General features: G+C 56.6%; 12 protein-coding genes. 5 read left to right on the forward strand and 7 right to left on the reverse strand.

Features of this window, described 5'->3' with window-relative positions; translation table 11 throughout:
• The first annotated feature begins 66 nt into the window (after positions 1–66).
• On the forward strand, positions 67–975 hold the full coding sequence (trhO, locus tag IE188_RS14215; RefSeq protein WP_191287179.1) for an oxygen-dependent tRNA uridine(34) hydroxylase TrhO: 909 nt from the start codon (positions 67–69) through the stop codon (positions 973–975).
• A 44-nt stretch (positions 976–1,019) separates the two neighbouring features.
• Here the strand turns inward: trhO and IE188_RS14220 are convergent, their stop codons facing one another.
• From IE188_RS14220 to rfbB, 5 genes are all read right to left on the reverse strand, one after another.
• Positions 1,020–2,120, reverse strand: a complete 1,101-nt coding sequence (locus tag IE188_RS14220) for a polysaccharide biosynthesis/export family protein (RefSeq protein ID WP_191287180.1) — start codon at positions 2,118–2,120, stop codon at positions 1,020–1,022.
• 154 nt (positions 2,121–2,274) lie between these two features.
• Positions 2,275–3,231 (reverse strand): glycosyltransferase family 2 protein, encoded by a 957-nt coding sequence (locus IE188_RS14225; RefSeq protein WP_191287181.1) that lies wholly within the window; start codon positions 3,229–3,231, stop codon positions 2,275–2,277.
• Positions 3,232–3,237: 6 nt separating this feature from the next.
• A complete protein-coding gene (gene rfbA, locus IE188_RS14230; RefSeq protein ID WP_191287182.1) occupies positions 3,238–4,110 on the reverse strand; it encodes a glucose-1-phosphate thymidylyltransferase RfbA in 873 nt (290 codons plus the stop codon).
• Positions 4,111–4,140: 30 nt separating this feature from the next.
• A complete protein-coding gene (gene rfbD, locus IE188_RS14235) occupies positions 4,141–4,989 on the reverse strand; it encodes a dTDP-4-dehydrorhamnose reductase (RefSeq protein ID WP_191287183.1) in 849 nt (282 codons plus the stop codon).
• Between the two features lie 27 nt (positions 4,990–5,016).
• Entirely contained in the window at positions 5,017–6,063 is a 1,047-nt protein-coding gene (rfbB, locus tag IE188_RS14240; RefSeq protein ID WP_191287184.1) for a dTDP-glucose 4,6-dehydratase, read from the reverse strand.
• Positions 6,064–6,250: 187 nt separating this feature from the next.
• On the opposite strand from rfbB, the gene IE188_RS14245 reads away from it, so the two are divergent.
• Together IE188_RS14245 and IE188_RS14250 are read left to right on the forward strand one after the other, a co-directional pair.
• Complete coding sequence (locus tag IE188_RS14245) at positions 6,251–7,489, forward strand: rhamnan synthesis F family protein (RefSeq protein ID WP_191287185.1); 1,239 nt, start codon at positions 6,251–6,253, stop codon at positions 7,487–7,489.
• A 38-nt stretch (positions 7,490–7,527) separates the two neighbouring features.
• Positions 7,528–8,262, forward strand: coding sequence for a hypothetical protein (locus tag IE188_RS14250; RefSeq protein ID WP_191287186.1), 735 nt, complete (start codon positions 7,528–7,530; stop codon positions 8,260–8,262).
• 13 nt (positions 8,263–8,275) lie between these two features.
• On the opposite strand, the gene IE188_RS14255 is transcribed toward IE188_RS14250, so the two are convergent.
• Positions 8,276–8,935: an ABC transporter ATP-binding protein gene (locus IE188_RS14255; RefSeq protein ID WP_191287187.1), complete on the reverse strand. Its 660-nt coding sequence runs from the start codon at positions 8,933–8,935 to the stop codon at positions 8,276–8,278.
• The gene (locus IE188_RS14260) at positions 8,935–10,341 is read right to left on the reverse strand and encodes a sugar transporter (protein WP_229836848.1); all 1,407 of its coding nucleotides are present in this window, start codon (positions 10,339–10,341) and stop codon (positions 8,935–8,937) included. Before IE188_RS14260 ends, IE188_RS14255 begins: the two co-directional genes overlap by 1 nt.
• Before the next feature lie 254 nt (positions 10,342–10,595).
• On the opposite strand from IE188_RS14260, the gene IE188_RS14265 reads away from it, so the two are divergent.
• A complete protein-coding gene (locus IE188_RS14265; protein ID WP_191287188.1) occupies positions 10,596–11,390 on the forward strand; it encodes an ABC transporter permease in 795 nt (264 codons plus the stop codon).
• Positions 11,391–11,530: 140 nt separating this feature from the next.
• Complete coding sequence (locus IE188_RS14270; RefSeq protein WP_191287189.1) at positions 11,531–15,457, forward strand: calcium-binding protein; 3,927 nt, start codon at positions 11,531–11,533, stop codon at positions 15,455–15,457.
• The last annotated feature ends 2 nt before the right edge of the window (positions 15,458–15,459 follow it).

Genomic DNA, 15,459 nt, shown 5'->3' on the forward strand with positions numbered 1-15,459 from the left:
CGCTTGTGGGCGGGTCAAGCGATAGGCGGACTTGATCCTTTGAAAAGAGGGGCGTATGCCGCCCGTATGTATACGATTGCAGCACTCTATCACTTCACCCGTTTCGACACCCCCGCGGCCTTGCAGGCGCCTTTGCTGGAGGTTGCCCAGCGCGAAGGGGTCACCGGATCGCTTCTGCTGGCGCAGGAAGGCATCAATGGCACCATCGCGGGGTCGCGCGCGGGGATCGACACCATATTGGCGCATATTCGCGCCCTGCCCGGCTGCGGTGATCTGTCTTGGAAGGAATCCACCGCGCGGGAGCAGCCTTTCGGCAAGATGAAGGTCCGGCTGAAGAAAGAGATCGTGACCATGGGAGTGCCGGATGTCGATCCGCGCGCCTCGGTCGGGCACTATGTGAAGCCCGAGGATTGGAACGATCTGATCTCACAAGACGATGTGGTGGTGATTGACACCCGCAATGATTACGAGGTCGCCATTGGTACGTTTGAAGGTGCGGTTGACCCAAAAACCAAGACTTTTCGCGAATTTCCCGCATGGTGGGAAAAGAACAAAGACCGGTTTCACAACAAGCGTGTGGCGATGTTCTGCACGGGCGGCATTCGCTGCGAGAAATCGACCAACTTCCTGATTGGCCAGGGGGTCGAGGACGTCTATCACCTTCAGGGTGGTATCTTGCAGTATCTGGAGGACGTGCCCGCCGAGGACAGCAAATGGGATGGTGCCTGTTTCGTCTTCGACAACCGCGTGTCCGTTGAACACGGATTGGCCGAAGGCCCGCACGAGCTGTGCCACGCCTGTCGCCGCCCGATCCTGCCGTCGGACAAGGACCGCCCCGAATACGAAGATGGCGTCAGCTGCCACCAATGTATCGACGAGTTCGACGAACCGCGCCGTGACCGTTTCCGCGAACGCCAGAAACAAATGGCGCTCGCCCGCGCACGCGGGGAGCGTCACCTGGGCCGGGAAGCCTGACATCTGCGTCGGGTGCTTTCACCCTCGGGGTTAGGCATCTGACGTTAAAGATCACTCAGGTCAGATGCGGTGCCTGCCAGTTGACGGATCAGGCCAAACAGGAAGGGTGCGGACGCAACCGAGCTTTCGGTGACAAGCACTGTATCCTCGTGATGGATCTGGAATTTTCCGGCGCTGAACAGGCCGTCAGCCGTGGTCAGGTCGATCACGAACACGCTGCGTTCATTGTTCGGACCAGAGGCATCAGCGCGCACCGCTTTCGGTGAATACTCCCGCAGCACAAGAATGCCCTTGGGGTTGGCACGGTTGTCCGTCAAGCCACCGATAAGCGACATGGCATCCAGCGCCGAGATACTTGACCTGGAAAACGGCACGATCGCTTCCTTGCTGGCTGCACCAAGCGAACGGAAATACCGTTCGTCGGGTTCCACCGCGATCTTGTCACCTGGAAGCAGCAGGGCATCGTATTTCGGGTTGGCCAAGACGTCCTGAAGCGGGCGGCGATAGGTCTGGTCGCCCCGGATCAGCTTCAGTTGCGGGTTTTCGATCTGGCCCGACGGACCGCCTGCGGCAGAAATGGCGTTCAAGATGGTGAAGTTGGGGTCATCGACAACAATCGGCCCCGGACGAGAGACACCGGATACCATCGATATCGTGCCACGCGTGCCCTGCGTCACATTCAATTGAACCTGGGCCGAGGGGATTACCTCTTCATATTTCCGCTGAACGCGGGCGCGAGCGGCGGAATGTGGCAGGCCGGCAATATGCAAGGTGCCGACGAAGGGAAGGAAGATGGTCCCCGCCGGAGAAACCTGCATGTTCTTCATTTGCACCGTGTTCTGACCATTCGACGCAAGCAGCGAGTTTTCTTCGCTGTCCCAGACAACGACATCAACGGTGTCAAACGGGCGTATTGGCTTGTCTGCTGCGGGTCTTCCACGGGCTGGCCATTTATAGCCGGAATTGGCGTCCGGGGCAGGCCACCGCGACATGGTGCCAAGCATTTCGCGCGACACTCTGTAAATCGCGATATCGGATCTTGTCTCAGCCTCGTTTCCGATGATCTCGCTTTGCAAGGCACCGCCGCGTGGCAAGCCGCAACTTGCCAGTGCAAGCATCAGAAAAGCCGTTAGAACAAAGCGCATCGTGTCCCCGCAAACACCAGATATACTGCGCGCCACACTATGCTGTGGGTGCATCTGGAACAACCCTGATTCTCGGATACATTCTGTGTGTGACAATAGAATGCCGATACCCGAAAGGTGCGATCCGGTGGCCTTCTTGACGCACCACCCGCACCTATAAACGGCGCATCACAAGCGCAAACCACAGCGCCGCCGTGCTTGCCCATGTCTGACGGTAAAGTTTCATCCTGCGCAACACCCGCCAACTGTGCCTTCGGCGCATGTTCAGGATGCGCGTGAAATCATTCAAAAGCGCCTGATTTTCCGGTTCGAACATATGAGCGGATGCAGCAAGTGCCTTGGCATTCATCCGATTCCATTCTGCAAAATGCCCGCTGAGCAGCATCGAGATACGTGCAAGTTTTGCCTTGGCATTATCGTTGGCGCCGATCTCGTTATAGGCGTGTTGCCGGTAGAGCAATGTCGGCTGATCGTCATGCACAAGCCTGCCGCCTACACCGGCAATCACCTGATACGTCCACCAGTCATGCACCACAACGTCATGAGTATCCACGGCAGCAGATTGAACCAGACGCGTACCCGCCGCGTTCAGCACGATCGTATTTCCCGATGCAACATTCTGCACCAGAGCATTGCGAAACCCAAGCGGGCGCGGGCGCGGAAGCGACAGTCGCCGTTCTGTCAGCGTCTCGTCCGTGATCCAGGTTCGGCTGCAATACAGTGCAGGCGTATCGTCATCCTGCGTGCGCAGCGCCTGAACACTGCGTGCAAGCTTGTCGGGCAGCCAGACATCATCCTGATCGCAAAAGGACAGCCAACTGTCGGCAGGTGCAAAATCCGCCGATCGACGGACAAGGGACATGAAGTTGGCTGCCGCCCCGCTCTTCGGCCCGTTCAGTATCGTAACGGTGTGACCTTGTTGTGCAAAACCCTGCACGATCTCAAGCGTATCATCGGTCGAGCCATCATCGCTGACGATCAAAGACCAATTGTCATAGCTTTGCTCTGCGATACTGGCGAGCTGCTCGGACAGATTCCGGCCCCCGTTATAGGTCGCGAGCAAAATGGCCACATGTGGGTCTGAACGCTTGGTCTGGACGTTATCGTGCATCGGTGGTCACTCTGACATCAAAGACGACAGATAGCGCCCGTAATCATTCTTTGCAAAGTAATCTGCCCGCGCGCGAAGCGCATCCTTGCTGATCCAGCCGTTGTGAAATGCGATCTCTTCCAGGCAACCGACCTGCTGCCCCTGCCGCTTCTCAAGAGTTCGCACGAAGTTCCCGGCGTCCAAAAGGCTGCCATGCGTGCCGGTGTCCAGCCACGCATATCCCCGGCCCATGAGTTGCACTGACAGCTTGTCTTCGTTCAGATACATTTCCAAAAGAGATGTAATCTCAAGCTCGCCGCGCGCTGATGGGGTCACTTCCCTGGCGCGTTCCGGGGCGCTTCCGTCCAGAAAATAAAGCCCGGTCACGGCAAAGTTCGATGGTGGTTTGGCGGGTTTTTCGATGATTGTGTTTACCTTGCCTTCACTATCGAAGCCGACAACCCCATAGCGTTCCGGATCGGCAACGCGATAGCCAAACACCGTGCCACCCGTCGACTGCTGGCTGGCATCGCGCAGCAGGTCCTGAAGTCCGTGCCCGAAAAAGATATTGTCACCCAAAACCAGCGCCGAGGGTGCGCCCGCAAGGAAATCCTCGGCAAGAATGAAAGCCTGAGCCAGTCCGTCGGGCGAAGGTTGCTCGATATAGGTGAAGGACATGCCAAGGTCGGACCCATCCCCCAACATTCGGACGAATTGGGCCTGATCCTGCGGTGTTGTGATGATCGCAACCTCGCGGATCCCGGCCAGCATCAACGCGCTGATCGGATAGAAGATCATCGGCTTGTCGTAAACCGGAAGCAGTTGCTTTGAAACGGCCATGGTGATCGGGTAAAGCCGCGTCCCAGACCCGCCTGCCAGAATAATGCCTTTTCTGTCCATCTATGCGTTCACTTCCCTATCCCGCCAAACCTAGTCGGCGTTTTTCAGTTCTTCCAGAACAATTGCCAGCGACTCTGTCCAGTCAGGCTGTCGAATGCCGAATGCCTCTGTCAGCGCCGAACAATCCATCCGCGAGTTAAGGGGCCGGACCGCCGGGGTCGGAAAATCAGATGTGGGGATTCCCGTGACTGCAACAGACCGCCCAGCCTGGCGAAAGATTTCGACGGCGAAGTCCTTCCAACTGACTGCTGGCGCGCCTGCGAAATGAAAGACGCCACCCGGCGACCCCTCCACCAATGCATGGGCCATGGTCAGAAGAGCCTGTGCGATGTCCTTTGCGGCGGTCGGACCTCCGATCTGATCGTCCACAATGTTCAGTTCATCGCGGCTTTCGGACAGGCGCAACATCGTTTTCACAAAATTGGCACCGTGGGATGAAAACACCCAGCTTGTGCGCAGGATCGCAAAAGCCCCTCCAGCAGCTTGCACGGCCTGTTCACCCACAAGCTTGGAACGGCCATAGGCATTGGGCGGGGCGACCGGATCGTCCGTCGCCCAGGCGGTGTCGCCTTGACCGCTGAACACGTAGTCGGTCGAGATATGCAGGAACGGGATGCCCTTTGCACTGGCCGCCCGCGCCATCGCGCCGGGCGCATGCCCGTTCACCAAAGTGGCCAGGTCTTCTTCCTGTTCGGCTTTGTCCACCGCGGTATATGCGGCGGCATTGATGACGACATCGGCGTCGGCATCCCGGATGATGGCGGCGCAGGCGTCGGGGTTGGCGAGATCCGCATCCTGTCGACCCAGAGCATGCACATCGGCCAGGCGCTGCAGCTCTGTCGCAACCTGTCCTGTCTTACCAAATACAAGGATCTTCATAACGTGGCGTCCTTCAAATGGGCAGGTTTACCCTGTCCCCAATCGTTTGCCCACCCCATCGCGTTTCTGAAGGGGACGCCACCACTCTTCGTTGTCCAGATACCATTGGACGGTCTTGCGCAGGCCCTCTTCGATCGTCACGGACGGGCGCCAGCCCAGCTCGTCGCGGATACGGGTCGGATCAATGGCATAGCGGGCATCGTGCCCCGGACGGTCAGTCACGAAGGTGATCAGGTTTTCATAGGGCCCACCATCGCGTGGGCGCAGGTCATCCAGAATACGGCAGAGGGTCGTCACAAGCTCAAGGTTGGTTCGCTCGTTCTCGCCCCCGATATTGTAGGACCGGCCAATCTTCCCATGCCGGATAACCGTCAGCAACGCATCCGCGTGATCTTCCACATAAAGCCAGTCACGCACATTCGACCCGTCGCCATAGATCGGAAGCGCCTTGCCCTCGAGCGCGTTCAGGATCACCACCGGGATGAGTTTTTCGGGAAAGTGATATGGCCCGTAGTTGTTTGAACAATTGGTCAGAACGACCGGCAGGCCATAGGTTTCATGCCAGGCACGCACCAGATGGTCAGACGCCGCCTTGGACGCCGAATACGGGCTGCGTGGATCATAGGAAGTCTGTTCGGTGAAAAGTTCTTCCTTGTCATCCGACAACGTCCCGAACACCTCGTCTGTCGAAATGTGATGAAATCGGAATCCATCCGGTCGGCCGCAATCCTGCCAATAGGCGCGCGCGGCTTCCAGCATATTGAAGGTCCCGTTTATGTTGGTTTCGATGAAATCCGAAGGGCCGTCGATTGATCGGTCGACATGGCTCTCTGCCGCAAGGTGCATCACCGCATCGGGCTTATGCCCCTCAAAAACACGATCAAGTGCCGCGCGGTCGCGAATGTCGACGTGCTCAAACGCGTAGTTCGGGCTGTTGGACACCGAAGCTACATTCTCGATGCAGGACGCATAGGTCAGAGCATCGACATTGACGATCTCAAGGTTTTCACGAATTGCCTGGCGAACGACGGCGGACCCGATAAACCCTGCCCCGCCAGTAACCATTATCTTCATCTCAAAAACCCTTGATCAGTCAAACAACGCATCATGCATAAGCGAATTTCATCGGCTATTGCCACCCTTACTGCGCGGGCATTTGTCGTGTTCTAGGGGTAGCCGATGTGAATTTACAAGCCGAAGCCATATTCTGTCAGGGTAATAGCCCTATCTACCACGCGTGCCCAGGCCAGGATATGTCTCGATGGCACTCGCCTGGACGCTTGTCTTGCACATGGTGGGTAAGGTATCGGTGCTTTTGAAGAACGTGCTTGTTGGCCTTATTGCGGTCCCGCGACTGCGCTGTCATGCACGGGTAATGGCACAAGGTAATCCGATGAGTATCCGGCCCGGCAAAAGAAACCCGTTCTGGCGCGTTCTGCAATGGGTCGCGTGGGCGGTGTTTCGGGTCCGCTATGTCGCGTTTGACCGGCTCCGGGACCGATGGCGATTGCGCGACTATGTCGATGATATAAAAGACGTCGAGGTCTTGTCGGACACCTCCGACGGGGTATTCGCGATCTTCGTCTATTATGAACCGGGCGAAACCGTGTCCGACAGCGTCCAACGGATCATCCAGATGCTATCCGCGCGGAATGTGAACATCCTGCTGGCCTGCAATCATGCCCTGTCAGACCAGCAACGATCGTTTTTCAATGACCATTGCCACACGATTATCCTGCGCGGCAATCAGGGTTTCGATTTCGGGTGCTACAAGGACACCGTGAAGCATATGGTCACGGCCGGGCTGACCCCGGACCGACTCCTTATCCTGAATGACAGCGTATTTTACGCGTCTCGCGGGTTGGAGGCTTTTGTCGATGCGCTGCTGGACGAGGAAGACGTGATTGTCGCCTATGAGAACTGGGGAGAAGATTATCACCTTCAGTCCTTCGCGCTGAGCATCAGCGCACATGTTTTTGCCTCCCGCTCATTCCTGGATTTCTGGCGCAACTACGTCCCATCGAACAACCGGGTGCTTGCAATTGATCTGGGTGAGAAGGGGCTTACACGGGCCATGCTGAACAGCGCCCGAACGACCAAGGTGATCTATTCCATTGACAAGCTGCACACCATCCTGACCCAGTCGGGAGGCGTCGATGAGACAATGCTTGAGGCGGTGATCCCCTGGCCCGCAAAAGGTCGGCTGAAGGACACGCCGCAAAACCCGGAAGATCGGATCGTCGAGGTATGTGGTCATCTTGGGACAACGTCGACCATCCACAGCGGTGCGTATTTCTTTCCGAAATACATGGCGTCTCCGCTGTTCAAGAAAGACCTGGTTTACCGGCGGCGCTTTTCATTGTGGGAAGTAGGTGTCTGGACAAAAGACCTGTTGCCGGAAGACGAGCGGGAACAGTTTCTGAATCAGCTTCGTTTGAAAGGTGATGCATCGGGGTTGTCTCTGCTGGATAGGTTCAAGTTTACCTATGGCCTGAAGTAACCCCTTGCCCTTTGGCCCTGTGCGGGAAGACGTGAAAGATGAATAAAGTGTCGCCCATAATTGCCTTCGTGCACGTGCCGAAAACGGCCGGGTCGACAGTGAACCACTACCTTGCACGCTCGCGGGCACCGGGTCAGGCACATGTCGAATCCCTCTTCTCACAATCACATAAGATACGAGAGAAGATCGCGGGATATGACTGGGTGTCCGGGCACGTGCCCTTTCCAAAGATGCGCGCCACGCTGACCCGCGTCACCTTCCGCCACATACATTTTTTCACAGCCATTCGCGCGCCGGACGCGCAGGTCATGTCTCATTTCAACTGGTTGATCGAAATTCGAAAGCGTGGTCGTTCGTTTTACAACGCTCATCCCCCCCAGATCAAAGAAATCTCTGAACGGATTCGGGCCGCGGACACGTCCGATCCGCGGCAGATCATCGACCTTCTGCATGGGTCCAGGCAGCTGTTTTTGAACTTTCAATCGCAGATGGTGTTGGGAAAACGTCACCCCACGACATCACTCGATGAGCTGGAACAGCGACTTCGGGTTTACGAGTTGATCGCGACCGAAGCGACACTTCCCACCTTGATCGAGCGTGTATCGGGGCAGGCCTATCAGCCTAAGAAACGCAAGAATGTCAGCCCTTATCATTTTCCGAAAGACGTGTTCCAAGACCAACGCCTTCTGGAATTTCTTCACGAAGAGAATGCATGCGATTTCGCGCTTTATGACTTTGTTCAGTCGCGCAGTGCTGAACAGAACATTCGCTGAACCATTCGCATGATCAACGCGTGCTCATGTAATCCTCGTGGAACGCAATCGCGTCTTCGACCGCATCAAACCACTGGGCATGGCCATCAACAATGACCACACCTGAATCACAGAGGTCCTTCATCAGCGGCATCGAGTGCGAAACAATGATCGCCGCGCTTGCCCCGATACGGTCCCGCAAAATCCGCTTGCTGCGCTTGCGGAAGGACGCGTCACCGACCGATGTTACTTCGTCAATCAGATAGGTGTCAAAATTGATCCCCATCGACACTCCAAAGGCGAGGCGGGATTTCATTCCCGCCGAATAGGTGCGGACCGGCGCGTGGAAATGTCCACCAAGGCGTGCGAAATCCATCACGTAGTCGATCAATTCGTCTGTATCGACGCCATAGACCCGCGCAACAAACCGTGTGTTTTGGGCACCGGTCAATTCCGGGTGAAAGCTGCCCTTGAAGCCGACCGGCCATGAAATCGACCCATCGGATTCGATAGAGCCGGAATCCGGATCTTCGACACCCGCGATCATCCGAAGCAGGGTCGATTTGCCCGCACCGTTTCTGCCGAACAATCCAACCGACTTTCCTGTAGGAAATGTCAGGTTGATGTTGTGCGCAACCGTTTTCCCCTGACCCTTGATATAGTAGGTTTTCCACAAGTCGTGGATCTTGATCATCAGCGGCGGTCCTTGATTGCATAGAAGATCAGGACACCGATCGCCCAGGTAAACAACAGAAATGCCCCAAGCACACCAAGCATCAGGGCTTTCTGCGGATACTCGGCCCGTTCGGCCAGGGTCGGCTTGATATAGGCCGCCAGATAACGGCTTTGTCGCTGGGCTTCGATTTTCGCCGAATCCAGTGCCGCCAGAGCCGCAAGATACGTCTGCTCGGCGAATTCGCGTTCGACGGCCAGTCTTTCGTATTCACCCACAAGGGTCGAGAAGTTCCGTTCTGCCGAGCTGTCCGCGCCATATTTCAGACGCTCTTCTTCGATGCGTTCGCGAATGACCTCGATACGCAATTCGGCCTGCGCCATGCGCGGATCGTTTGCGCCCGCACTTTCCCGCAGCAGATCGAAAGTGATCAGGGCATCCGAGAGTTTCGCCTGCAATGCCGACATCAGGCCCGTCTGGCCACCGATTTCAGCGGCAGGGTCGACGATCTGATTGCGCGAGCGGAATTCGGTGATCGCCTGACGCGCTTCCTTCAGCCGTTCAACCGCGAAATCCAGCTCTTCGCTGGCATATCGTGTTGCATCCGCGCGGGCGTCGGCGCTCAGGTCGTTGATCATGGCTGAGCTGCGATCAAAGATGCGTTCCGCAATATCCTTGGCCGTCTGCGGGTGAAATGCATGCACCCGGACTTCGATCAGGCCCGTTCCGCTGTCATAGAAAATCTTGACGACCCGCGACCAGTATTCCGCAAGATCCTCGATCGTGCCTTCTGGATCGAACGAGAAATACGGATCAGTTTCATAGCTGGCCGCATAGATCGAGCGCAGGTCGATCTCATCATCAATGATGCTGACCAGTTCGCGGCTTTGGATGAACTCGTACAGAATGTCGGTGTCTTCGGACCCACCGCTGCCAAACGCACTCAGCCCGCCCAGAAGATCGGACGCCGAGCTCACATCTTCCGATCGCACCGTGAATGCCACATAGGACACGTACTGATCCAGCGCCCGCGCATAAAGATACCAGGCCGCAAACAGCAAGGGCAGAAGAACCACGACGAAAAAACTGGCCATGACAGCCCTGTGACGCGGTTTGATCCGGGCGGGTTGCGCCATCGGGGCGACCATCACTTTGGGTTCTTTGGGTGTTTCGGACTTGGGAGCGGCTTTCGCTGCTTGGGCTTGTGGCGCCGGCGTCACGGCACCCTGGTTCGCTTTCTGATCAGTGTCGTGTTCGGCGTCCGTCCGCGGCGTATCCCCCGAGGTCGCAGGCGCATCGGGCGTCGAAGCGGCGGGTGTCGCAGCAGCCTGCCGATCAGGCGACGTGTCGGAAGACTGCATATCGCCATCCGCTGATCCGGGCTGGGCAGCTTGGGTGTCAATCTTGGCAGCTTCGGGTTTGTTCATGGGGTATCCTTCGCAGACGCCGTTCTCGTAGTGTTGGGCGACAACCAATTCGCGTCTTTTTGTCTGCCCGCATCTTTCCCGAGTGTATCAATGCTTTCGGTGACAGTTGTAAATCATTCGTCTGGCAGCTTCCACGGCAGTATGGACCGGTGGCTTATAGCATTGAAACATTTTCCGTTAAAAGGGCAATTGTCGCGGTCGCGCCAGCCAGTTTCCGCTTGCGATCATCCGACGGATGAAGGCAAAAGACGCTTATGAGCTTCAAGGCAGAGGGCCTGCACGCCCGTAACTTCAAGACGTGGCGCACAGTCATAGCGCTGATGTTGCGCGAAATGGCGACAAGCTATGGGCGATCGCCCGGGGGCTATCTTTGGGCCATCCTGGAGCCGGTCGGCGGCCTGGCGGTCATGACCATTGCCTTTTCGATGGCCTTCAGGTCACCGGCATTGGGAAACAATTTTCCATTGTTCTATGCCACCGGTTTTCTGCCATTCATGATGTATATGGACGTATCCAACAAGATCTCCAACTCGATCACCTTCTCGCGGCAGTTGCTGTTCTATCCCTCGGTCACCTATCTGGATGCAATCATCGCGCGCCTGTTGCTGAACGGTCTGACCCAGCTGCTTGTTTTCTATATGTTGATGTATGGCTTGCTGACGATTTTCGACACGGGCAATATTTTGAACTATGCGGCCATCCTGAATGCGCTTGGCATGGCGCTGGTTCTTGCGTTTGGCGTCGGTGTAATGAACTGCTTTCTGCTCACACGCTTTCCGATCTGGCAGCGCGTATGGTCAATCATCACGCGGCCCCTGTTCATCATCTCGACGATCTTCTTCATTCTGGAAAGCATCCCGCAACCCTTTCGCGACTATCTGGCCCTGAACCCGCTGGTGCATGTTGTCGGAGAGATGCGGCGCGGGTTTTACGCGACTTATGATGCCACCTGGGTCAATCCGGCCTTCGTATATGGCGTTGGTCTGGTTCTCGCCACTTTGGGCCTTATTTTTCTGGCACGCTATCACCGCGAGATCCTCAACCGCTGACGGTGGATCCGACCGGCTTGAGTCGACAAGTCCTAACATTTGCCTAAAATCCCTTGCGCTTACTCTGGCGAGTAAATCGCACATTAAGACTTGGTCCTCACGATACCCGTAACAGTTGGGGTGTATACGAGGGGGTCGGGGTGGCCAATCTGGTATTGTCCGGCACTCTGCGCAGTGCCGCATTAAACTATGTCTCTAACGTCACGGATCTAGAGATCTCGCTCTGGAATGGTGACGCTTTCCTGTACGCCTCGACGGGTGCATGGGGTGGGGCGACGGTGTTCAAGCTGGCATCATCTGATGCTGTGACGCTTGTCGATCAGGTCGCCTATACCTATTCGACACTGGCATCCCCCACTGCGCAGATGGAGCTTATCCAGACTGACGGCGGGGCTTACCTTTTACCGTTCGGTATCTATGACTGGACACTCGGCGCATTAGAACTGGAAACCAACGGCGGGCTGGGAGCGACGCAACACTTTACCTGGGGGGAAGGCGGTGTGGGCAACCTCAGCGCGCTCACCTCGACAGTGTTGGACGGTCAGGTGCATTTTTATGCGGCAAACGCCCAGAGTACCGGTTTCAACCACTATACCCTGTCGCAAGAGCTGTCGCTGGAACTCGCGACTGAACAAAGCACGGCATCCGGATCGAACGCGGCCGATCTGGTGGACATGGCGGTGGTCCAGGTCAGAGACAGTAAAATCCTGCTTGCGTTATCCGACCATCAGGACGGCATCATCAGCTATCATCTGGGCGAAGACGGAACGCCGACTGAGGTGGGCGTGTTGTCCGCCCAAAACTATTTTCCGATTTCGGCGCCGACCGCGCTGACCTCCGGGCAGGTTCTGGACAGGACGTTCAGCGTGATCGCAAGTGCGGGCAGTTCATCGCTGACCGTCGTCGAGGTGCTTGAAGATGGCGAACTGATCGCCACGGATCACGTTCTTGACAATGTATGGACCCGGTTTTCGAACGTCACAGAGATTGCCTCGGCCCAAGTGGGGGATGCGCTCTTCGTGGCCGCAGGCGGCGGCGATGACGGCGTTTCCCTGTTCACGCTTCTGCCCAGCGGCATGCTGGTCCATCTGGACACGATCTGGGACACGCAGGACAGCGCGTTGCAAAATGTTTCGGCCCTGGCGATGACCCATTCAGACGGTTCACTCAGGATTTTCGCGACCAGCGAGACCGAACGCGGGATCACCAAGCTGAACTACAGCCTGGAAAATATGGGCGTCACGGTGGCCGGCGATGGCACGACCACAATCCTGAACGGAACATCTGGCAATGATCAGATTGATGGCGGTCTATGGAGCGAGCATCTCTCGGGTGGGGCGGGTAACGATATCCTGCGCGATGGTGTGGGCGAAGATACGTTGACCGGCGGCGCAGGGGCGGATGTATTCGTGTTGGCTGCGGACAATATGCTGGATACGATCACGGATTACCAAGTCGGCATAGACCAGTTGAACCTGTCCGAGTTCCATATGCTTTATGATGTTTCGCAATTGCAAATTTCCAGCCGTTCCTGGGGTGCGGAGATCACCTTCCGTGGCGAGATCACTCGTATCTACAGCGCCAACGGACAATCGCTTGATGCCAGCGACTTCACGACGTTCGACAGTCTCAGGTTGAACCGTCCGCCAAACGGCTTCCAGTTTATACCTGAGACGAAATACGGGACAGAGAATGACGACGTTCTGGGTGGGGATGAGGGTACAGAGACGCTGCATGGCCTGGGCGGTGACGATCTGTTCACCTGGTCGCTTGGGGCTGACGTCTTTTATGGCGGTGACGGCACGGACACAGCCTCTTACGTCAACGCCCCGACCGCCGTCATGATTGATCTGGGCAAGCGCCACGCCTCTGGTGCTGCGGATGGGGACATCTTCTATTCGATTGAACGGTATCTCGGTTCTGCTTTCGACGACATCCTGATTGGCGATGCAGGTGCGAACATCCTGATCGGAGGGGGTGGAAACGACACGCTTGAGGGCGGGCTTGGTGTTGATGTGCTTGATGGCGGAGCAGGCCGCGACATTGCCTCCTACGCGAAAGCGCAAATCTCGGTCACCATAAACCTGGAAACTGGGTATTTTTCCGGGGCAGCCCACGGTGACACATTGATCAGCATCGAGAACGTGGTTGGTACAGATTTTCGGGACACAATTGTCGGGGATAGCACGGCGAACCGCCTTTCGGGTCGCGATGGCAATGACAGGCTGACGGGTGGTGGTGGCGACGATCGGCTGATCGGCGGCGATGGGGATGACGTTTTGGACGGCGGGACGGGTGCGGACATCCTGGACGGCGGGTCGGGTCAGGACTGGGCAGATTACCGACTGACGGGCGCGGGGGTGCTGATCAACCTCACCACGCATGTCGGCGGATGGGGCGCTGATGGAGACCAGTTTTCCTCGATCGAACACGTCTATGGCAGCGCCCATGACGACGAGATTCATGGACATGCCTACACCAACACACTGGAGGGGCTGGACGGGAACGATAGGCTTTACGGCCATGACGGCGATGACTTGCTGAAAGGCGGCGACGGCGACGATCAGCTTCAAGGCGGCAACGGAAACGATCGCCTTTACGGAGGAGAAGGGGCGGATCACCTGAAAGGGGGCAGCGGCCACGACCAGCTTTACGGCGGGGTCGGTGATGACCAGATCCTGGGGGATAGTGGGAATGATCGGCTCTATGGATGGCGCGGGAACGACATTCTGAATGGTGGTCATGGAAATGACAGTTTGTACGGCTCCTATGGCAATGATCGGTTGATCGACGTGAGCGGGTCAGACAGGTATTTTGGCGGACAGGGGTTTGATTTTATAGACTATTCGGCGCACTCCAAATCGGTCCGCATCGACCTTGCAGCAGGTAGGGGTTCTGGCGCAGCCTACGGAGATAGCTACAATGACATCGAGGGGGCGGTCGGGGGGGCCGCATCTGATACACTCATTGGTCATTCTGGGCGCAACATTTTTTACGGTCGAAACGGCAACGACCGATTCTACGGGTCTGGTGGAAATGACACGATTTATGGGGAAAGCGGCAAAGACACACTGTTTGGCGGCAAAGGTAACGACACACTAATTGGCGGAAGCGGCTCTGATGTATTGAAAGGGCAATATGGCAACGATCTGTTGCAAGGTGGCACCGGTGCCGACAAGCTATATGGCGGCAAAGGGTCGGATACTGCTGACTATCGCGATGCGGGTTCCCGTGTGACCATCAACCTCGCGACAAACAGCAATGGTGGCGCGGCATCTGGCGACAAATTGTATTCGATTGAGAACGTGCATGGGTCCAACTGGAATGATCATCTGAAGGGAAACAAGTGGACCAACGTTTTGCATGGCTGGAACGGCGACGACCGTCTGTATGCCGCGGGAGGCAATGATCGAGTTTATGGTGATTATGGTGATGACACCATCGTGGCTGGCACTGGATCAAACCGTTACTATGGGGGCAAAGGAAATGACACTCTGGACCTGATCAAGTTCGACTCGGGTGCAGATGTTTGGCTGTATCACAACAAGGGTGGCCGCGCCCTTTCTGGCAATAAGATCTATCAGATCGAAAACGTTGAAGGCACAAAATATAGGGATCACTTGCACGGAAACGCACAAGACAACCTGCTGAATGGTCGCGGCGGGAACGACAAACTACGCGGCAACAGAGGCTCAGACGAGCTTCATGGAAAAAGCGGAAACGATAAAATCTATGGCAACTACGGTTCCGACCGATTGTATGGCGGCAAGGGTCGCGATGTCGTCGATGGAGGTCGCCACGACGACATCCTGACCGGCGGCGCGGATGCCGACACGTTCATCTTTCAACATGGTCATGATGTCATCACCGATTTTGAAACCGATCTGGACACAGTTAGGCTTAGCCGTTCGTTGCTCGGGTCCACCCTGACGGAACCTGCCCGACTTGCCAGCATCGCCGAGGTGCAGGCAGGTGGGGTGCTGATGGACTTCGGCAATGGCAACTCGTTGTTTTTCGAGGATGTCGAAACCTTTGCCGAACTGGAAAGCTCTATCCTTTGGTACTGACG

The sequence above is a fragment of the Aliiroseovarius zhejiangensis genome (genome assembly GCF_014656375.1).
GTDB classification, from domain to species: domain Bacteria; phylum Pseudomonadota; class Alphaproteobacteria; order Rhodobacterales; family Rhodobacteraceae; genus Aliiroseovarius; species Aliiroseovarius zhejiangensis.

Bases quoted from the DNA above. Each gene is read 5' to 3' on its own strand.
- trhO (WP_191287179.1), top strand. From the start codon at position 67: ATGTATACGATTGCAGCACTCTATCACTTCACCCGTTTCGACACCCCC.
- IE188_RS14220 (WP_191287180.1), bottom strand. From the start codon at position 2,120: ATGCGCTTTGTTCTAACGGCTTTTCTGATGCTTGCACTGGCAAGTTGC.
- IE188_RS14225 (WP_191287181.1), bottom strand. From the start codon at position 3,231: ATGCACGATAACGTCCAGACCAAGCGTTCAGACCCACATGTGGCCATT.
- rfbA (WP_191287182.1), bottom strand. From the start codon at position 4,110: ATGGACAGAAAAGGCATTATTCTGGCAGGCGGGTCTGGGACGCGGCTT.
- rfbD (WP_191287183.1), bottom strand. From the start codon at position 4,989: ATGAAGATCCTTGTATTTGGTAAGACAGGACAGGTTGCGACAGAGCTG.
- rfbB (WP_191287184.1), bottom strand. From the start codon at position 6,063: ATGAAGATAATGGTTACTGGCGGGGCAGGGTTTATCGGGTCCGCCGTC.
- IE188_RS14245 (WP_191287185.1), top strand. From the start codon at position 6,251: ATGGCACTCGCCTGGACGCTTGTCTTGCACATGGTGGGTAAGGTATCG.
- IE188_RS14250 (WP_191287186.1), top strand. From the start codon at position 7,528: ATGAATAAAGTGTCGCCCATAATTGCCTTCGTGCACGTGCCGAAAACG.
- IE188_RS14255 (WP_191287187.1), bottom strand. From the start codon at position 8,935: ATGATCAAGATCCACGACTTGTGGAAAACCTACTATATCAAGGGTCAG.
- IE188_RS14260 (WP_229836848.1), bottom strand. From the start codon at position 10,341: ATGAACAAACCCGAAGCTGCCAAGATTGACACCCAAGCTGCCCAGCCC.
- IE188_RS14265 (WP_191287188.1), top strand. From the start codon at position 10,596: ATGAGCTTCAAGGCAGAGGGCCTGCACGCCCGTAACTTCAAGACGTGG.